Source organism: Chitinophaga sp. 22308, from assembly GCF_052045305.1.
Lineage (GTDB): Bacteria > Bacteroidota > Bacteroidia > Chitinophagales > Chitinophagaceae > Chitinophaga > Chitinophaga varians_A.
In genome coordinates, this window is the sequence record NZ_JBQEOP010000005.1 from 683,262 (window position 1) to 699,666 (window position 16,405).

Genomic DNA, 16,405 nt, shown 5'->3' on the forward strand with positions numbered 1-16,405 from the left:
TACGGATTTTTTGATTTTAATGATTGATAAAAATCGAAGACCGAAGCGATCGCTCGCCCCGGTCTTCTTCGTAATCGTCCGCAAAAAATCAAAAAATCAAAAATCAAAAATTTAGAAATGACTAGTATCCTTCGTTCTGTGGTTTCAGGTTCGGGTTGTTCTTCATTTCAAATACAGGCAACGGGTACAGCAGGTGTTTCTTCGCCAGTACCGCGCCGTTTGATTTGTTAACGTGACCAACGAAATCGTCGAAACCGTTCGTGTCTTCGTTGTATACTTTACGCAGGCGCAGCATATCAAACCAGATCACGCCTTCGTAGCACAGCTCGTGCCAGCGCTCACGCCATACGGACTGTTCAAAGTCTGCCTGGCTCAGACCGGCTTTGGCAGGCAGGTTGGCACGGAGACGGACAGCATTCAAAGCCGTATAGGCATCTGCGTTAGGTGACCCATCGGCACGGTTTTGTGCCTCTGCGTATGTCAGCAACACCTCTGCATAACGCATCAGCGTCAGGTTCAGGTTACTGATACCGGTACCGGGCCTGCCGGAGGCACCATGACAGATCACGTCAAAGAACTTGTAGATGTACGGAGCGCCCAGTTTGATGGTATCGCCGCTGCCTTTGAAGAAATAATAAGTGTAGAAAAACTGCTGCTGATCAGGGCGTTTATCTGTCGGCTCAAATTTCTTATAGGAATTATAGAAAGATGCAGAAGGCACGTACGTACCCTGACCGCTGCCTTTCGCAGAGATATCAGGTTGTGCATTGTTGGGCAGCATGGTGGTTTGTACCGGGTTCTCTTCCACACCGCTCAGGTATTGCACCTGGAACAGCAGTTCCAGTTTGTTGTTGGTACCAACGCTGTGCAGGTCGTCGTAGTTAGTGAACAGACCAATTTCGGAAGGATGTGCATTGGCATAGTCAATCACTTCTTTCGATTTGTCAGCGGCCAGTTTATAATATGCCTGTCCTTTGTTGAGCGGGAAACCGGCCATGGTCAGGTATACTTTGGCCAGCAGGGCTTTAATGGCGGAAGTGCTGGCACGACCGGTATTGTCTTTCCAGGGAAGGCCTGCGGCTTCTGCTTTCTGCAGGTCGTCCACGATAGCCTTATACACTTCTTCCGAACTGGTACGGCTGGGTGAGAAATCTGTTGATTGTGGTGTTTGTGACTTGAGGATCAAAGGCACGTCGCCCCACAGTCTTACGGCATAAAAATAGGACCATGCACGCAGGAAGTATGCTTCACCCATTACTTTTTTACGGGCTGCTTCGTCCATGGGATTGATTTTCGGCACATTGTCCAATACCAGGTTGGCCTGGGCAATCTCACGGTAGATGCCTTTCCACCAGTTACCGATCTGGAGGTTGTCTCCATCGTACACCAGACCTAAGAGGTTGTTCAGGTCGGAGTTCTGGGCGGTCTTGGTAGTTACCGTGCCGGTAGCGGCGTCCAGGAAGGCATAGTTGTTGGTGAAGATGCCGGCGCCTTCTCCTATGAAGCGCAACCTGGAATAGGCTGCAAAGATGGCCGCGTCCGCATGTTCAGGCAAAGTAAAGTAACTGTCCGGGGTGAGGTTGGAAGGGTCCTTTTCTTCCAGGAACTTTTTACAACCACTGCCCGCGCCCATCAGCATAGCGCCGCAGAGCGCCAGCTGTATCGTTTTATGAATGATATTTCTCTTCATGATAAAGTCTTTTTGATACTGAACAAATTAGAACGCCACGTTTAACCCCAGCTGATAAGTAGTTGGCTTGGGATAGTCGAAGAATGTCTGTCCCTGTGCGAAAGAATCGCCATAGGTAGATACTTCCGGGTCGTTGCCGCTGTATTTGGTCAAAACGAAGAAGTTTTGTGCAGAAGCCCAGATACGCAGGCGGCTCAGGTGTATTTTCTGCAGTACTTCCGGTTGAAAAGTATATCCCAGCAATAAGTTTTTACCACGGAGGAAGGAACCGTCTTCCACCCAGCGGGTGTCCACGTTGGTAACATAACCTGCGGCCACCGGACGGGGAGCAGCGATCGGTGTGTTCTGATGTTCCGGTGTCCAGTAGTCCAGCACGGATCTGAAGCTGTTGGCAATACTGATACGGTCTTCACCGGAGTGGTGCGACATGTTCAGCACGTCGGCGCCGTAAGAGTATTGCAGTTCGAGGGTGAGGTCGAAGTTTTTATACTTGAAGCTGTTGATAAAACCGCCCCATCCTTTCGGGTTACCGTTGCCGATGATCATACGGTCAGCATCGTTGATGATGTTGTCGCCGTTCACGTCGCGGTATTTGATATCGCCGGGCAGCATGGTGTTACCACCGCGGTAGCTCTGGAATTTGGCTGCCTGTGCTCTTTCAGCTTCACTCCAGGTACCTTCACGCACCAGTCCCCAGAAGGAACCAACGGCTTCGCCTACACGCAGGATGTTGGTCTGGTTAGTGAAGTTGGGGCCGCCCACGCCGAAGATATCTGCCGGTGTGGCGAGCGACAGGATTTTGTTACGGTTGAAGGAGATGTTGAAAGTGGTGTTCCAGGAAAAGTCTTTTCCGCTTATTACCAGTGCGTTCAGGGCCAGTTCCAGGCCTTTGTTTTCCATGGAGCCGATGTTTTTACGGATAGTAGTGTAACCGCTGGTACTAGGTACCGGCGCATCGAGCAACATGTCTGTTGTTTTACGGTAGTAGACGTCAGCTTCCAGGTTGATACGGTTGTTGAACAAGCCTATTTCCGCGCCGAAGTCAGCCTGTGCTGTTTTCTCCCATTTCAGATCGGGATTGGCGAGCCTGTTGGTACCGATGCCCTGTACTTTGGCGCCGTTGATAACGGCAGCGTAGGTACCGCTGGCAGCGAGCGTGGCGAGGGACTGGTACGGCGGAATTTCGGAGTTACCGGTCACACCGTAGCTGGTACGCAGTTTCAGGTTGGACAGGAGGTGGTTGCCTTTCAGCCAAGGTTCTTCAGACACTCTCCAGGCCAGTGCGGCGGAGGGGAAGGTAGCGTATTTGTTGGAAGGGCCGAAGCGGGAAGATCCGTCTCTGCGGCCGGTGAGGGTCAGCAGGTAGCGGTCTTTGTACGCATAGTTCAAACGGGTAAAATAAGAGAAGAACGAAAACCGGGTACGGCTAGAGCCCACGCCGCTGGCGGGGATCACGGAACCTGCGCCCAGGTTGTTGTTCTCAAAGTAATCGGTGGAATAATTTTCGCCCCTTGCATTGATGGTGAAGAAATTGTTTTCAGAAGCACCCATACCCACCATGCCGGTGAAGGAGTGGTCAGTACCAAAACGTTTATTATAGGTCAGGTAGTTTTCAAAGGACCAGAAAGATTCGCGGTCATTGGCCACAATGGCAATACCTTTCTGGGAAGCGGAGATATCCAGCAGGGAGCGGCCATTCCATTCGTTACGGCCACGTGTCACGATGTTGGCGCCAAGGGTGCTGCGCAGTTCGAGGCCTTTGGCCAGTGTCAGGTTAGCGTAGGCGTTACCGAGGGTGGTCTGTGTGTTCAGGATGTATTTTCTGTCTGTCAGGATCTGTACCGGGTTGGAACCGCCTTCAGCGCCTGGGTACATCTTGTTGTTGGTCCAGGTGCCGTCCGCCAGTTTCAGCGGCAGGAAGGGCAGCGCTTCGGTGATCATACGTACGGAGTTAAGACCGCCGGTACCGATGTCCACGAGGTTTTCTTCCTGGTTGTTATAACTGAGTGAACCACCTACTTTCAGCCATTCCTTGATTTTGGTGTCGATGGTAAAGCGTGCGGAATAACGTTTCAGATAGGAATTCAGCAGCAGGCCGTTATCATCGAGGTAACCGAGGTAGAGACCATATTGTGTATCAGGATTGCCACCGGAGAAACCTAACTGATGGTTCTGTGTAAGTTTATGCTGGATGGATTCTTTGAACCAGTCGGTATCGTACAGCGGGTTACCGTCTTTATCAAAGAAGCGGGAATCCGTTCTTTTCAGCGCAGGGTTGCTGCTTACGTAGTTGCCGGCGTCCCATCCTGGTTTATCGTAGATCTGTGCATTTTTCCAGCCCAGTGTTTCCAGGTCGAGGTATTCTTTGGCGTTGAGCATTTTCACGCGGTGCGGGCCCGGTGTGTTGATGCCGAAGTAGTTGTCGTACGTTACGCGGCCGCCGGTAGCAGACCCTTTTTTGGTGGTCACCAGGACTACGCCGTTAGCGCCTCTGGCGCCGTAGATGGCGGTAGAGGAAGCGTCTTTCAGTACTTCGATGGATTCGATGTCATTCGGATTGATATAGTCAATCGCGTTAGAGTTCTGTGTCTGGTTGCCCATGGGGAGTGCCACTCCGTCCACTACATAGAGTGGGTTACTGGTGGTGTTGATAGAGCTGAAACCGCGGATGCGCACTCTTGTCTGGCCGCCAGGGCGACCGGAGTTGGTGCTTACCTGTACGCCGGGCATACGGCCACTGAGCGCCTGGTTCACCGAAGGTGCAGGACGTTCCTGCAATGCGCCGGCCCTGACGGACGCAACGGCGCCGGTCACGTCAGATCTTTTCTGTGTACCATAACCGATTACCACCACGTCCTGTAATGATTTCACGTCGGTGCTCAGTGCGGCATTGAGCGTGGTTGCGCTGCCTACCAGTTTTTCAGTGGGTGTGTAGCCAACGAAAGTAAATATGAGGGTGGTGTTATTACCGGGTACGTTAATGGTATAGCTGCCGTCGGGGCCGGATTGTGTACCGGTGTTGGTGCCTTTCACCTGCACAGTCACGCCTGGAAGCGGCGTGTTGTCCCGTGCATCAAACACCTTACCGGTGATCTTCTTTCCCTGGGAGAAGGCCAGCAGCGACAGCAATAGCAGGAAGCTGCTCTGCAAGCTGGTCCGTACCAGGAAGGTCAGTTTTTTCTTCATACATGTTTGTTTTTTGGTTAATAAAGGTTCAATGCTAAAGAGTTTGTGCTAAAACGATTTTGCAAAGAGGACCCGTTATCCCTTCCGGATGATTTTAGGAAAGGAAGCATTGCTGAAATACAGTAAGGACAGGCAGCCTGCGTTGTATCTGCGGACGGTGGGCCGTCTGAAGCACATGCCGGTGGCTGATAAAGCACATATAGGCGGTCATGTCACAAAAGGAGTGATGCGAAAACCCCTGATACCCGGAAAAAGTATCCACTTGTTGACAATCTGCTGTATGGGCTGATGCTGCCACACAGGGCAGTTGTACCAACTACCCCGCTACCTGGGAAACGTACACGGTAAAGGCTATACGAAGATGCCGTGGAAGCATTGAGTTGATTTACTTCCGGCTATCCGGAAAAGGGTCCATCAATGAACGTGGTACCATTGTGGAATTTTCAAGGTGCCTTTTGTTAACGTGCTAAAACGATTTTGTTTAATGATTGATCATTCCCCTGATGTACAAAAACGATTTTGTTTTAATTAATGTGATAAATACCTGTTTACACTGCCAGACAAGGCAGTTGCCTGATTCAAAAAAATATGGCTTACAACCTCTAACGTGAAATGCGACGGGAGCTGAATCGATTTAGTACTCCTGCCGGCTACAAGTGATTTTCATTTAACAGTGCTACCATTACAAGTGAATAATTTTTTAGATTTAGATCTGAGCTGGCATATTATCCACATACTTTTTTGGCTTTTTCACTACCGCTCTGAACATAAAAATATAATTATTTCCAGATAACTAAAACGTTTTTGCAATTTTTTTTATCACTGGTAGCGGGTTGATGATAAATTACCCGCCAACTGACAAAAGAACAGAAAAAAACGAAATAACCCATATGAAGCCCGCCTGCCATTCTTTTCTTTCTTTCCCATTAACTGAATTATGATTTTTTTTATACCTTATACCCTGATACCTGGAAAAGAGTAGGAAAACTAATGGTGAGAACCAGCGATATTGCCCAACTGAGCGAGGCTGCATTGATCAGGGAAATTCATGCGAAAAACAGGCAGGCCTTTACCTATGTATATGAACGTCACTTCCGGGAACTGGTGATGGCGGCCTTCCGTTACTGCAAAGATGCAGGCATCGCACAGGAACTGGTACAGGAAGTGTTCATCAGAATATGGGAAAACCCTGCCCTGCTGGATGAAAACGGCGCCCTCCGTGCCTACCTGTACAAAGCAGTGATCAATCATGCGCTCAACTATCTTAAGCGGGAAAAAAACATCGCCCGCCATCACTCCCTTATTGCCGAATCACTGACAGACAGCTACCTGCATAACCTGCAGGAGGAACAGGAACTGAAAATGCGCATCTGGCAGGAAATAGAAAAACTACCGAAACAATGTTCAAAAGTGTTTAAAATGAGCCGCTTCGATGGCCTCAAATACCGCGAGATCGCAGCGCAGCTGCAGATCTCCGAGAAAACAGTGGAAAACCACATGCTCCACGCCCTTAAAACACTCCGCGAAAATCTTTTTTACCGCCAGGACAATTCCCGCGATTATACCGCCAACCTCCGCATGCTGCAACTCTTCCTTGCACTTGCAGGTGAGCTGGCAAGCCGGCTGTAACCCTCGCCCGGCCTGCGGCTACCGCTGCACTCGCCACTTCCGCTCTTCTCCCTGTTATATTATATAAATATTAATTTGAAAATTTTTCGTTCACCACTGGGGGTATCCCCTCCGCTGGATTGTAACAATACACAAAGGCTTCTGTCCAATGGAAAAAGAAACGATCAACTGGCTGCAACTGGTGAAATACCTGAACAACCCGCAGGACGCTGCCCTGGAGCAGCAAGTGCGGCAATGGGCCGCCGCTTCCCCGGAAAATGAAGCCACCTTCCTGCAGGTGCAACAACTATGGCAACTGTCACCAGACCTTAAAATACTGGACCAGCTCGATACCGATGCGGCCATCGCACGGCTCCAGGAAGCCCTGCCGGAAGAAGAAACCATCCAACTGCCTGCACGCCGCTATCGCTGGTTCCGCGCAGCTGCTGTCATCATCCCTGTTGTGGCCGCCGCAAGCTGGTACTACTACCACACCAGTACGGTCACCTACAAAGAAAAAGCGACACTGGCATCCATCGACTCCCTGCTCCTGCCCGACCAGTCACGCGTTTATCTCGATAAGAACAGCCGGGTACGCTACCCGGAAAGAATGCAAAAAAACAGGACAGTCATCATGGAACAAGGCACCGCCTATTTTGACGTGGCCACACAAACAACAACGCCTTTTGTGGTTAAAGTCGGACAATCCAGCATCACGGTACTGGGCACCGCTTTTAACATACAAATGGAAGACCGCCGTATAGGCGTCACCGTCAAAACAGGCAAAATTAGGTTCGCCTCCGGCCATACCAATGCAGCGGAGACCATCCTCACCGCCGGCGAAGGCCTGCGCTTCGACCCGGCCACCGGCAGCCTGGAACAGTATAATGCCATCAACAGTAACGCAGACGCCTGGATCACCCATGAACTCGTTTTCGTGGATGCCCCGCTGTCAGAAGTATGCAAAAAAGTGGAAGCGCTCTATCAGGTTAAAATCAACCTCCGGGGAAAAATCCCCGTGAAAAAACTGAATGCAACATTTAAAAACAATAAGCTGGAAGAAGTATTGGAGGTACTGCAAGCTACCTACCCTATCACGGTAGTGCACCGCAACCGGGAAATTACGATCACCGGCAGGTAACACCTGCCGTCTGGCCTTTCTCCGTTGTTTAGCAACCCAATGTGTCAACTGAAATCGTACATCGCAGTTCTGTCAACCCGGAAATGCAATTAACATCCTGCAGGCTATGTACCCGCTCCCCGTGGAGCGCATCGCCTATGCCTGCTCCCGACCCGTTTAACCTATAATAATTATATACGATGTTTGAAATCCTTTACAAGAAGAAGAGACCAAAATCGAAGCTGCTCCTTGCCCTATTGACAGTGGCATGCCTGGAAAACCAGGCTGCGCCCCTGACCAATGAGCAAAACCGGGAGAAACTGGAAGTCATCCTCGGCAGGATGGAGAAAAAGTACAACGTCGTATTTGTATACGATGCCGCGGTCATCAACAAAAACATGAATGTCGAAATAGACCCCGATAAAATTTCTATGCAGCAGGCGCTTAATCTGCTCGAGAGCAAAGGCATAGCACATAAAGTAATCGGCGATAAGATCGTGCTCACACGCCCCGCCGAAGTAATCGCGCCACAACAGGAGGTCATCACCGTTAAAGGACGCGCGGGCACACGCGCGGAAAACGGTGATGCTTCCTTTGTGCCCGGTATCAGCATCGTGGAAAAAGGCACTGGCAACGGTATCGCCACAGACAGCAAAGGAGAGTTCACCATCCGCGTGAAACCCGGCGCCACCCTTGTCATTAGCATGGTAGGCTTTAAAACACAGGAAGTGAAAGCCACCGCAGATAAACCTATTATCATTACCCTCGAAGAAAACGTTACGAATCTTAACCAGGTAGTCGTGACCGGTTATCAGACTATCGACCGCAAACTCTTCACCGGTTCAGCAGCTACCCTCAAAGCCAATGACGTGAAACGGGAAGGTATCACCGACGTAAGCCGCATGCTGGAAGGCCGCGTGGCCGGCGTTTCCATCCAAAACGTGTCCGGCACCTTCGGCGCGGCACCTAAAATCCGCGTCCGTGGCGCCACCTCCATCACCGGCGACAATAAACCGCTCTGGGTGGTAGATGGTATCGTACTGGAAGATGTGGTCAACGTCTCCAATGAACAACTCTCCACCGGAGACCCCACCACCCTGCTGGGCTCTTCTGTGGCCGGCCTCAACCCCGACGATATAGAGAGCTTCCAGATCCTCAAAGATGCCGCTGCCACGGCCATGTACGGCGCCCGCGCCATGAACGGCGTAGTGGTCATCACCACCAAAAAAGGACGCGTAGGCAAGCCTCTCATCTCCTATACCGGTAACTTCTCCACTTATATCAAACCAACGTATAAAGATTTCAATATCATGAACTCCGCCGACCAGATGTCGGTATATAAATCCATGGAAAGCCGCGGATTCCTGCAATACGGCGACCTCGCCACCAGACAGGACGGCGGCGTATTCACCAAACTGGCGGAAAATATCAACAACAGAACAGTTTACAATGACGAGAAATCCAGAAATGAATTCCTCAAAAGATACGCACTGGCCAATACAGACTGGTTCGATGTATTATTCCGCAACTCCCTCCTGCAGGAGCACTCCCTGAGCATCTCCTCCGGTACGGAAAAATCACAGCTCTATTTCTCCACCAGCTTCCTCAACGATAACGGCTGGACCATCGGAGACAGGGTGAAACGCTTTACCGGCAACGCCCGCGCCAACTTCAACATCTCACCCAAACTGAACATTGGCCTTATCACACAAGGCTCTATCAGGGACCAGCGCGCCCCCGGCAGCGTGGGAAGGGTCAGCAATCCGGTAGAAGGAAAATACGACCGCGATTTCGATATCAACCCTTTCAGCTACGCCCTCAATACCAGCCGCACCATGACCGCCTACGACCAGAATGGCAACCTGGAATTCTTCCGGCGTAACTTCGCCCCGTTCAATATCATCAATGAACTGAACAACAATACGCTCGACCTCACCATGGTGGACATCAAACTACAGGGTGAAGCCGGCTATAAAATCACGCCTACCCTCAAATACAGCTTCCTCGGCGCTTTGCGTTATGCCAAAACCAACCGGGAACATAAAGTGAGGGAAAACTCCAACATGGCCATGGCCTACCGCGCCGCCGATAATGCTCATGTGATGGAGAACAATAAATTCCTCTACCGCGATCCTGATGACCCGGAGGCTTATCCCGTGGTAGTGCTGCCCTATGGCGGTTTCTACAATACCAATGATGATTACCTGGTCAGCTACAACATCCGTAACTCCCTCGAGTGGAATAAAACCTATAACAACACCCACATCTTCGTGGCCTATGCCTCCCAGGAATTAAGGTATGCCAACCGCCAGAATAAATTTTCCAATGGCTACGGTTACCAGTTCGACAAAGGCGGCGTGCCCTATGTAGATCCCCGTATCATCAAACAGGCTGTGGAAAGCGGCTTCGATTTCTACGGCATGCAGAACTACTATGACCGCTTCCTCGCTTACATGGCTAACGGCGCTTATTCCTATAAAGGCAAATACAATCTCAACGGTACCATCCGTTATGATGGCTCCAACCTGCTCGGCAAATCCCGGACCGCCCGCTGGCTGCCCACCTGGAACATCAGCGGCTCCTGGAACGTGGACACTGAAGAGTTCATGAAAGCGGTACAGAACATCAACCGCCTTACGCTCCGCGCTACGTATGGCCTCACCGCCAGCCTGGGCAGGGCCACCAACTCCAGCCTCGTTACCCGCAGCGGTAAAACATACCGCCCCTACCTGCCGGAAATCGAATCGGTGATCAATATTGCTGATCTGGAAAACGCGGAACTCACCTGGGAAAAACAATACGAAACCAACGTAGGCATCGACCTTGGCATGTTCAAAGACCGCCTCACCGTTACCCTCGACGGGTATAACCGTAACGGCTTCGATCTCATCAGCCCTATCCGCACCTCCGGTATTGGCGGGCAGTTTGTCAAAAATGCCAACTACGCCGACATGAAATCCCATGGCGTGGAACTGACAGTGGGCGGCGCTATTGTGCAGCAGAAAAACTGGCAATGGAGAACACAGCTCACCGCAGCCTATAACGAAAATAAAATCACCAACCTGAAAACCAATCCCAACATCTGGGACCTGATCGGACCTGATGGCGGCCCTATGCTCGGACGCCCCTACAGAGGCCTCTACTCTATCGACGTGAAGGAACTGTCCGCCCTCGACGGCACCCCGGTGTTCATCAACGAAAAAGGTGAAAAAGTGAATGAAGTCAACCTCCAGAGCGATGCGATCAATTACCTGAAATACAGCGGCCCGATCGATCCCAAATTAACCGGAGGCTTATATAACTCCGTGCGTTATAAAGACTTCACCTTCTCTGCCCTGTTTACCTTCAGCGCAGGAAATGTGATCCGCCTCAATCCCGCCTTCCAGCAGAAATATACCGATCTCACGGCCATGCCGAAAGAGTTCCTCGACCGCTGGATGATGACCGGCGACGAAAAACAGACAGACATCCCTTCGCTGTCCGATCTCCGTGTGATCAACAGGCTGAGTGGCGTAACACCCTATTATACCTATAACTATTCTTCTTCACGTGTTGCCGACGGAGGTTTCATCCGCCTGAAACAGGTGTCGCTGAGTTACAGCCTGCCGCTGAGATACACCTCCGCAATAGGCCTTAACAATGCGTCGCTCAGCCTGGTGGCCAACAACCCGTGGCTGATCTATGCCGACCCCAAACTGAAAGGCCAGGACCCTGAGTTCTTCCAGTCCGGTGGCGTAGCGTTACCTGTTCCCAAACAATACACCCTGTCTGTAAAAGTTGGTTTTTAACCTGAATGAAAAGTTTTGGATATGAAAAGAAATCTCGTATATATATCAGCGTTAGCAATCATGACCGTTGCGCCCGGGTGTAAAAAATACCTCGAGCAACTGCCAGATCAACGTACCGAAGTGAATACACCTTCCAAGGTGGCCGAACTCCTTACCTCCGCCTATCCCCGGGCCAACTATATCCCGTTCATCGAAGCCATGTCTGACAATGCCAACGATAAAGGTACAGATGATAATACCCGTTATAATCGTCAGCCCTGGTTTTGGGAAGTGTCATCGGACAGGGACCAGGACACGCCGGACTTCTACTGGCAAAAAGCATATGCCGCCATCGCTGCCGCCAATCAGGCACTGGAAGTGATCAACCAGGCCAGCGACAAAGCCGCCTATAGCGCATCCAAAGGAGAAGCGCTGCTCTGCCGGGCATATGCACACTTTATGCTGGTCACCATTTTCTCCCAATCATATGATGCCGCTACCGCCGCTAAAGACCCGGGTATCCCCTATGTCACCAAACCGGAAAAAATAGTGGTGGAAAAATATGAAAGGAAAACAGTAGCGTATGTGTACGAACAGATCGAGAAAGACCTCACGGAAGGATTGCCATTGATCGATGACAACTCCTACACCAACGCCCCCTCCTATCACTTCACCACATCAGCCGCACACGCTTTTGCGGCACGTTTCTACCTGTTCAAAAAAGAATACGCCAAAGTGGTGGAACATGCCAACCAGACCTTCCCGGCCGGCAGGGCACTGCCTTACCTGCGCCCGGTAAACTCCACCTACAACAACATGGAAGAACTGGTGCTCAGAAAGGAATATACCAGGGCCACACAGAAAGCAAACCTGTTGCTGGCCGAATCCCAGTCCTGGTGGGCAAGGAACCTGCGGACCAACCGCTACGGCTGCGACCCCGTACTCGGCGCCATGCTCAACAGCCGTGATAACCCTTCCGGTGCAAGACTTAGCTATAAAGTATACTACTCTCGGCCGGAAGACTACTTCGTTCCCAAGTTCTATGAACTGTTTATCCGTGTGGACCAGAACGCCAACATCGGCGACGGATGGGATATGATACCATTGTTCACCGCCGAAGAAGTGCTGTTCAACAGAGCGGAAGCCAATACCGAGCTGGGCAACTTCGATGCCGCCATCGCTGATATCAACGACTTCCTGAGCCAGCGCGTGGATGGTTATGTTGCCAGCGCACATAACCTCTCCGTAGGCAAGGTTAGGAACTACTATCGCACGGTAGACAGCCGCTCAGCCATCATTCAGGCCATCCTGTACTACAAAAAGGTGGAGTATATGTTCGAAGGCCTCCGGTGGTTCGATATTCTCCGCCACAAAATACCGGTCGTGCACACCTCTTTCGATGGTAAGACCAAAATGGTGCTGGGCGCCAACGACCCGCGCCGAATGGTGCAAATACCACAGGAAGCACAACTGTCTGGCCTGGAATTAAATCCACGATAACCACCGCTCAAACTTGTAAATATGAAACGTCATTATATCATTCCCATACTGGTAGCAGGACTGATCACCGTTCTTTCCGGCTGCAGCAAAAAAGAAAACCTGGATATCTCCAACCTGTTCCCGGAAAGCACCGGGCAGCCAACAGCGCTCGACAACTGGATCACAGATAATTATACCAAACCATACAATATCGAGGTCAAATACAAGTGGGACCCTTATGCGGTGGCCACCGACAAAACCCTTATCCCCGTTAAAGAATCGATGGTAATACCGGTGATGGACCTCATACACAAAACCTGGGTGGAGCCTTATATCAAAGAAGTTGGATTACCCTTCTTTCTTAAATACAGCCCCAAACAGATCATACTGGTAGGCAGCCCCCGGTACAACTCCAACGGTACCATTACCCTCGGGGAGGCGGAAGGCGGTAAAACCATACAACTGCTGCGGCTTAACCAGTTTGACAAAAAGAACGCAGGTTTCGTGAAGTTCATGTTACATACCATTCACCATGAATTTGCACACATCCTGCATCAGACCATCTTCTATCCAAAGGAGTACAAATCCCTTACTCCCAGCGGTTATACCGGCACGTGGAACAACACCACCGACCAGGAGGCGCTTGATCTTGGCTTTATCACGCCCTATGCGCGGTCCAAAGCAGATGAAGACTTTGTGGAAATGGTGTCTACCATGCTCACCGAAGGCAAAGATGGCTTTGAAGCAATAGTTAACCAGGCCGCTACTGACAACGGCAAAAACATGTTACAGCAGAAAGCACAGATCGTCAGAAACTATTTCCAGAACAGCTGGAAAATAAATTTTGACAGCCTGCAGGCTAAAACATCCACTGCTATTGCCGAAGCGATCAAGTAGTTTTTAAGTAAATGGATTATAACTATAACGGATATATGAAAAAATTTATCATAGCAGGAATGGTGTTATGCACATTGGCTACATCATGCCGCAAAGACAATGACGGCTCCGTTTTCGGCACCAGGCCGGAAGAACGGATGAACACCACACTGACGGCCTATAAAAAACAACTCACCGGCGGCGCCAACGGCTGGAAAGCCTATCTCTTCCCCGATGGCGGCGAAGGCTTCGGCTTCTATTTTAAATTCGGGGAGAATGACCGGGTGAATATGCTGGGCGACCTGACGCCTGTCACCGGGCAGGACCTCGCCGAGAGTTCCTACAGAATGGGCGCCTTACAGCGGCCTTCACTCGTATTTGACACCTACAGTTATATCCATATGCTGTCTGATCCGGATGACAGGGTATTTGGCGGCCTGCGTGGCAGAGGTTATGATGCCGACTTTGAATTTGGATATGACTCTACCCGTACCGACACGGTATTTCTTACCGGTGCGGCCAACAAGAGCAAGATGCTGCTGGTAAGGGCCAGCGCCGCAGAGGAAACAGCCTACAAGGCAGGCGGCCTCAATACGATCCGGACAGCGGTCGGAGACTACATTGATCAACATTCGACATTGTATGTTTCCACGGCCGACGGTAAAAAGGTACAGACGGCCATTGTGCCCGACTCCCGCGTATTTTCACTGATATACGAAGAAAACGGCACTGCTAAAACGCTGTCTATCCCCTACGCCTATACGTTAACCGGCATCATCACCAAAGATCCTTTTAAAATCGGTAACAGCTTTTACCAGGAAGTATTTTTTGATGCCGGAAAACAGGTGTTATATCTGAAGGATAACGGTAAAAACATCGAGTTCCAGGAAGCAACAGGTCCTATCTTTGACCTTCATCTGCTCCTGGGCATAGCCTACGGACAAATCAGCGTTACCGACGCTTCGCAGGGTTCTTTCTCTCCCGGCTTCCTGACCATGTGGAAAACAATCAAAGCCAGGATACCCACTACCGCCGCCAATCTGCAACTCACCAGCATGAACTTCATATTCAATACGGCCAATCAGCAGCTGGTTGTCCTTGTGGAAGTATACCAGGGAGCCAACAGGTTCACCGCTCCTTTCATATACGACTATACGAAAAGTAAAGACGGCGTATTTTCTTTCACTCCACAGGATGTTAAGGGAGACGTGGCTTCCATTATCCTCCCTGCTATGCAGCCTTTGCTGGATAAACTGGCCACCGGCAAATACCGGGTGGATTATTTCTCCATGCCTGGCAATCCCCAGATGGGCCGCATTCTTGGCCTAGATGATCCTGCTTTCATACTGGGTGGCACACTCAGATAATTCGTTCAACCGTAATCGTTCCAAATGAAAAAAATCGCTTTATATACACTCTTATGCGCTACGGTAGTGGCGTCTTGCCGGAAGGACAATTCACTCGACATTCCGGTCGAGCCGTCCTTCCCAGATCCGTCCAAACAGCTAGACTCCTTCAAAACCATACTGGGCACAGCACCTGACGGATGGGTAGGCGCGCTCGTTCCCGGCAGCAGCAATCAACTCTTCAGCGTATACCTGCAACTCGACAATGGAAAGGGTGAAGCCACCCTGTACTCCGACCTCAGCGCCACCAGTGCCGCCACGCCCAGCAAAAGCCCTTTTAACGTGTACGTTGCCCAGAAGGTCAATCCCACCATTAGTTTCGGCGCCGGTTCACAGCTGGGGGACATCAAACTGGTCTCCAAAAGAGGCGTGGACACCGCCTATGCGTTCCGGTATATCAGCGGCGATACCCTGGTACTGCTTGGCAACAAGTACAGTGATGAGCTCCGTTTGGTAAAAGCCGGCGCCCAGGTAAAAACAGCTTACACCAGCGGTAAACTGCAGGCTGTGATCAGCCAGGCCACGGATTTTATCAATAACGCCGGCTATCTGTCACTCAAACAAAACAATGCGCCTACCATGGTGTATTTCAATGTGTCTGACAAAAGCGTAGGCTTCGCGGCCGTAGCCAATGATATCAAAACCTCCGCCGGTAGCGGTTACGCCTATACGACCACCGGCATCCTGCTACGTCATCCCGTACAGGCGGGAGGCCAGGCCTTCACTACCCTGAACTGGGACAGCGATGTGCTCAATTTCTATGCAACAGTCGACAAAGCAAAAGCTTACCTGGAGCAGGGCGCGCTTCCTCCGCTGCCAGCGCATTACCTGCTGGGCACAGAGCTGTCCGGCCTGCAAACGCTGCCACCTCCCAGCTCACTGGCGCTGCCCGGCTGGTCAGCAGATTTTAAGGCCATCTGGAATGACATGGCCAACAAGTTCAAAACCCGGGGTTTCCCGTTATCCAAAGTGGTATTTGATTTCCAGGTGCCCGGCGTACTGAATGTGAATATCACCTTCGCCAGTTATGTAGGCAGATATTCCTTTAAATACACCAGGACAGCAAACGGAGTATATACCTTCACTCCATTGCCGTTTGCAACCGATGCGCAGGGCAGCAATGCCAATGCCCTCAGCCCGCAGGCCAAGCCACTGACGGATATGTTGACCAACAACAGGCTGGCCATCAGTTATGCCACCTTTCCCGGTGGTTTCCTCATTGGCTATACCAGTGTAGACAAGCCGTCTATCGGCTTCACCAGTATTTGGTAAA

General features: G+C 50.9%; 9 protein-coding genes. 7 read left to right on the plus strand and 2 right to left on the minus strand.

The genetic code is table 11. From position 1 onward, the window contains the following. Positions 1-121: 121 nt before the first annotated feature. Both ACTJJS_RS23165 and ACTJJS_RS23170 read right to left on the minus strand, forming a co-directional pair. The gene (locus ACTJJS_RS23165; RefSeq protein WP_440665416.1) at positions 122-1,690 is read right to left on the minus strand and encodes a RagB/SusD family nutrient uptake outer membrane protein; all 1,569 of its coding nucleotides are present in this window, start codon (positions 1,688-1,690) and stop codon (positions 122-124) included. Between the two features lie 27 nt (positions 1,691-1,717). Beyond that, entirely contained in the window at positions 1,718-4,876 is a 3,159-nt protein-coding gene (locus tag ACTJJS_RS23170; RefSeq protein WP_440665417.1) for a SusC/RagA family TonB-linked outer membrane protein, read from the minus strand. Positions 4,877-5,866: 990 nt separating this feature from the next. Here ACTJJS_RS23170 and ACTJJS_RS23175 point away from each other — a divergent pair. From ACTJJS_RS23175 to ACTJJS_RS23205, 7 genes are all read left to right on the plus strand, one after another. Further along, the gene (locus ACTJJS_RS23175) at positions 5,867-6,505 is read left to right on the plus strand and encodes an RNA polymerase sigma-70 factor (RefSeq protein ID WP_168871668.1); all 639 of its coding nucleotides are present in this window, start codon (positions 5,867-5,869) and stop codon (positions 6,503-6,505) included. A 148-nt stretch (positions 6,506-6,653) separates the two neighbouring features. After that, positions 6,654-7,625, plus strand: coding sequence for a FecR family protein (locus ACTJJS_RS23180; RefSeq protein ID WP_440665418.1), 972 nt, complete (start codon positions 6,654-6,656; stop codon positions 7,623-7,625). A gap of 179 nt (positions 7,626-7,804) precedes the next feature. Further along, positions 7,805-11,392 carry a SusC/RagA family TonB-linked outer membrane protein gene (locus ACTJJS_RS23185; protein ID WP_440665419.1) on the plus strand — a complete coding sequence of 1,196 codons (3,588 nt, stop codon included), beginning with the start codon at positions 7,805-7,807 and terminating at the stop codon, positions 11,390-11,392. A gap of 21 nt (positions 11,393-11,413) precedes the next feature. After that, complete coding sequence (locus tag ACTJJS_RS23190) at positions 11,414-12,871, plus strand: RagB/SusD family nutrient uptake outer membrane protein (protein WP_440665420.1); 1,458 nt, start codon at positions 11,414-11,416, stop codon at positions 12,869-12,871. A gap of 21 nt (positions 12,872-12,892) precedes the next feature. After that, positions 12,893-13,747, plus strand: coding sequence for a zinc-binding metallopeptidase (locus tag ACTJJS_RS23195; RefSeq protein WP_440665421.1), 855 nt, complete (start codon positions 12,893-12,895; stop codon positions 13,745-13,747). Positions 13,748-13,782: 35 nt separating this feature from the next. Further along, the gene (locus tag ACTJJS_RS23200) at positions 13,783-15,093 is read left to right on the plus strand and encodes a DUF4302 domain-containing protein (protein WP_440665422.1); all 1,311 of its coding nucleotides are present in this window, start codon (positions 13,783-13,785) and stop codon (positions 15,091-15,093) included. Positions 15,094-15,117: 24 nt separating this feature from the next. Further along, complete coding sequence (locus ACTJJS_RS23205; protein ID WP_440665423.1) at positions 15,118-16,404, plus strand: DUF4302 domain-containing protein; 1,287 nt, start codon at positions 15,118-15,120, stop codon at positions 16,402-16,404. The last annotated feature ends 1 nt before the right edge of the window (position 16,405 follow it).

What these genes read in the sequence shown, in the direction of transcription:
- ACTJJS_RS23165 (WP_440665416.1), bottom strand. Translation starts at nt 1,690, where the DNA reads ATGAAGAGAAATATCATTCATAAAACGATACAGCTGGCGCTCTGCGGC.
- ACTJJS_RS23170 (WP_440665417.1), bottom strand. Translation starts at nt 4,876, where the DNA reads ATGAAGAAAAAACTGACCTTCCTGGTACGGACCAGCTTGCAGAGCAGC.
- ACTJJS_RS23175 (WP_168871668.1), top strand. Translation starts at nt 5,867, where the DNA reads ATGGTGAGAACCAGCGATATTGCCCAACTGAGCGAGGCTGCATTGATC.
- ACTJJS_RS23180 (WP_440665418.1), top strand. Translation starts at nt 6,654, where the DNA reads ATGGAAAAAGAAACGATCAACTGGCTGCAACTGGTGAAATACCTGAAC.
- ACTJJS_RS23185 (WP_440665419.1), top strand. Translation starts at nt 7,805, where the DNA reads ATGTTTGAAATCCTTTACAAGAAGAAGAGACCAAAATCGAAGCTGCTC.
- ACTJJS_RS23190 (WP_440665420.1), top strand. Translation starts at nt 11,414, where the DNA reads ATGAAAAGAAATCTCGTATATATATCAGCGTTAGCAATCATGACCGTT.
- ACTJJS_RS23195 (WP_440665421.1), top strand. Translation starts at nt 12,893, where the DNA reads ATGAAACGTCATTATATCATTCCCATACTGGTAGCAGGACTGATCACC.
- ACTJJS_RS23200 (WP_440665422.1), top strand. Translation starts at nt 13,783, where the DNA reads ATGAAAAAATTTATCATAGCAGGAATGGTGTTATGCACATTGGCTACA.
- ACTJJS_RS23205 (WP_440665423.1), top strand. Translation starts at nt 15,118, where the DNA reads ATGAAAAAAATCGCTTTATATACACTCTTATGCGCTACGGTAGTGGCG.